The organism is Pseudomonas soli, from assembly GCF_900110655.1.
In the GTDB taxonomy this organism is placed as follows: Bacteria; Pseudomonadota; Gammaproteobacteria; order Pseudomonadales; family Pseudomonadaceae; genus Aquipseudomonas; species Aquipseudomonas soli.
The window spans coordinates 1-3,049 of record NZ_FOEQ01000030.1 but is presented as its reverse complement, the minus strand read 5'-3'; the positions used below and the strand labels follow the sequence as shown (position 1 = coordinate 3,049).

Here is a 3,049-nt window from a genome sequence, read left to right as displayed (position 1 = left end):
TCCCCATGTGAGAGTAGGTCATCGTCAAGATTCATTTCGCAAAACCCCTATCTGCGCGAGCAGGTAGGGGTTTTGTCTTTGCGCGTTTGGCAAGTTAACACCCACCCTTGTAGGAGCCCGTCGCCTGTAATGGCAGCGGTAGCCCTTTTCCTATGCAAGCCCTCGGGGCGTGGCTATCATGCCAGCCTTATTCCGAGTCGAGATTGGCATGCTGAAGTTGTTGAACCTCCTCAAGGATGGCCGGTTCCATTCCGGAGAAGCCCTGGGGGCCGCCCTCGGGGTGAGTCGCAGCGCCGTTTGGAAGCAGCTGCAGCACCTGGAGAGCGAACTGAACCTGACCATTCACAAGGTACGTGGCCGCGGCTATCAGCTGGCGGCGCCGTTGAACCTGCTCGAAGCGCAGGCAATCGCCAAGTTCGCGCAGGGCGAGCCGTGGCCGGTGTTCATTCACGACACCATCGACTCCACCAATGCCGAAGGGCTGAGGCTGATTGCGCAAGGGCAAGCGGCGCCGTTTCTGGTGCTGGCCGAGCGCCAGAGTGCAGGTCGCGGTCGTCGTGGGCGTCCGTGGGTCAGTCCTTTTGCGGAAAACCTCTATTACAGCCTGGTCTTGCGCATTGATGGCGGCATGCGTCAGCTGGAGGGCTTGAGCCTGGTGGTTGGCCTGGCGGTGATGCGTACACTGCAGGCGTTCGGGCTAAAGGATGTGGGGCTCAAGTGGCCCAATGATGTCCTTGCCGACGGGCGCAAGATCACCGGAATACTCCTGGAGCTGGTCGGGGATCCTGCGGACGTCTGCCATGTGGTGCTGGGTATCGGCATCAATGTAAACATGCAGGGCAACGAACAGATCGATCAGCAATGGGCCTCGATGCGCGGTGAAGCTGGGCAGCTGGTGGATCGCAACCACCTGGTGGCGGTGCTCAGCCAGCAGTTGCAACACGAACTTGGTCGCCATCGCCGCTATGGCTTCGCTGCGTTCCAAGAGGAATGGGAGCAGGCGCACCTGTGGCAGGGGCGCAAAGTTTCGCTTGTCGCGGGCACTTCGCGTATCGAAGGTGTCGCGCTGGGGGTGGATGGGCAGGGCGGCTTGCGTCTGGAGGTCGATGGTGTGGAGAAGAGCTTCAGCGGCGGCGAGCTGAGCCTGAGGTTGCGTGATGATTCTTGAGCTCGATTGTGGAAACAGCTTTATCAAGTGGCGCGTCATCCATGCAGCCGACTGCACCATCAACGGTGGCGGCATCGTGGACTCCGATCAGGCATTGGTCGCAGCTGTCGCAGGGCTCTCTAGCCTGAGTCTGACTGGTTGCCGCATGGTCAGCGTGCGCAGTGAGGAGGAAACTTCATCGCTGTGCGCATTGATCCAGGCCTCGTTCGGGGTCGAGGTAAACGTGGCCCAGCCTGTGCAGGAAATGGCCGGCGTGCGCAATGGCTATGACGATTATCAGCGTCTGGGCATGGACCGCTGGCTGGGCGCGCTGGGCGCCTATCACCTGGCCGGGCGAGCTTGCCTGGTCATCGATTTCGGCACCGCGGCCAAGGCCGATTTCGTCGCGGCCAATGGTGAGCACCTGGGGGGCTACATCTGCCCGGGCATGCCGCTGATGCGTAGCCAGTTGCGCACCCATACCCGGCGTATTCGCTATGACGATGCGTCGGCCGAGCGCGCCCTGAGCAGCCTGGCGCCGGGGCGCTCGACCGTCGAGGCGGTCGAGCGTGGTTGTGTGCTGATGCTCCAGGGCTTCGCCCGTACCCAGATCGAGCAGGCCAGGGCGATGTGGGGTGAGGACTTCACTGTGTTTCTGACCGGTGGGGATGCGCCCTTGGTACAGGAGGCGGCACCGAAGGCTCGGATCGTGCCGGACTTGGTATTCGTCGGTTTGGCCATGGCCTGTCCATTGAACTGAGGTGACTGACTATGCGCTGGTTGTTTCTGCTGTTGGTTGTGCTCAACGTCTTTTATTACGTGTGGCATCAGCAGGAAGCTCCCCTGAAGGTCAAGGAAGTCGCCCCGTTGGCTTTGTACAAAGGTTCTCAGCAGGAAATCCGCCTGTTGCGTGAAACCGGAGTTGCGGCGCCCGTCCGGCGCCGTGACGAATGCCTGGTGGTTGGGGGCATGGCTGCGCCCGAGCAGCTCGAGGCCTTGCGTCAGCGGCTGGTCAGTCTGGATATCGCTGCCCTGCCAGTGGTTGGTCAGCTACCGGGTGCCGACGGGCTCTGGCTCAAGGTTGCCCCGGAAAGCGAGCGTTTGCTGGACCCGGCTGTGCTCTCGACTCTTTCCAAGGATTTCAAAGACTTAAAACACAAAATTATTTTGTGCGAGGGTATTGCAACTGCCGAATAGCTTGATAGAATGGCGCCCGCTTCACAGGGAACATCACCTAGGTGGTAGATCTGGAGGCAGTGTCAAAGCAGCTAAGTTTCAGATTTGATTGAAAAAATTTGAAAAAACGCTTGACACTGGGACGGCAGACAAATATAATGCCGGCCACATCTGGAGGGATTCCCGAGCGGCCAAAGGGGACGGACTGTAAATCCGTTGCGAGAGCTTCGAAGGTTCGAATCCTTCTCCCTCCACCAGTTTTAGCGAGAGCCGCAAGCTCCGCGGGTATAGTTTAGTGGTAGAACCTCAGCCTTCCAAGCTGATGATGCGGGTTCGATTCCCGCTACCCGCTCCAAGTTTGCTGTTGTTGCACAAAGTGTTTCGCTCTTGTAGCTCAGTTGGTAGAGCACACCCTTGGTAAGGGTGAGGTCAGCGGTTCAAGTCCGCTCAAGAGCTCCATATAAACAAGGCAGATATGAAAATATCTGCCTTTGTTTTATCAGCGGTATGACTATTTCTTCTGCGGAGGACTGTATCGATGGCTAAGGAAAAGTTTGATCGTTCGCTACCTCACGTTAACGTCGGCACTATCGGCCACGTTGACCACGGTAAGACTACTCTGACTGCAGCGCTGACCCGCGTCTGCTCCGAAGTTTTCGGTTCGGCCGTCGTTGAGTTCGACAAGATCGACTCGGCTCCGGAAGAAAAAGCTCGCGGTATCACCAT

At 58.6% G+C, this 3,049-nt stretch carries 4 protein-coding genes and 3 tRNA genes; all 7 read left to right on the top strand.

Annotated features, from left to right (window positions below):
* Positions 1 to 208: 208 nt before the first annotated feature.
* Entirely contained in the window at positions 209 to 1,168 is a 960-nt protein-coding gene (gene birA, locus BMY03_RS25945) for a bifunctional biotin--[acetyl-CoA-carboxylase] ligase/biotin operon repressor BirA (protein ID WP_023631084.1), read from the top strand.
* Entirely contained in the window at positions 1,158 to 1,907 is a 750-nt protein-coding gene (locus BMY03_RS25940) for a pantothenate kinase (protein WP_023631085.1), read from the top strand. The genes birA and BMY03_RS25940 overlap by 11 nt, the downstream gene beginning before the upstream one ends.
* Positions 1,908 to 1,918: 11 nt before the next feature.
* Positions 1,919 to 2,344: a hypothetical protein gene (locus tag BMY03_RS25935; protein ID WP_023631086.1), complete on the top strand. Its 426-nt coding sequence runs from the start codon at positions 1,919 to 1,921 to the stop codon at positions 2,342 to 2,344.
* Positions 2,345 to 2,496: 152 nt separating this feature from the next.
* Positions 2,497 to 2,580: transfer RNA gene (locus BMY03_RS25930), tRNA-Tyr, on the top strand.
* A 24-nt stretch (positions 2,581 to 2,604) separates the two neighbouring features.
* Positions 2,605 to 2,678, top strand: a tRNA-Gly gene (locus BMY03_RS25925).
* Positions 2,679 to 2,706: 28 nt separating this feature from the next.
* Positions 2,707 to 2,782: transfer RNA gene (locus BMY03_RS25920), tRNA-Thr, on the top strand.
* A 79-nt stretch (positions 2,783 to 2,861) separates the two neighbouring features.
* The coding region (locus BMY03_RS25915) for a GTP-binding protein (protein WP_244891356.1) at positions 2,862 to 3,049 on the top strand (188 nt) is incomplete at its 3' end.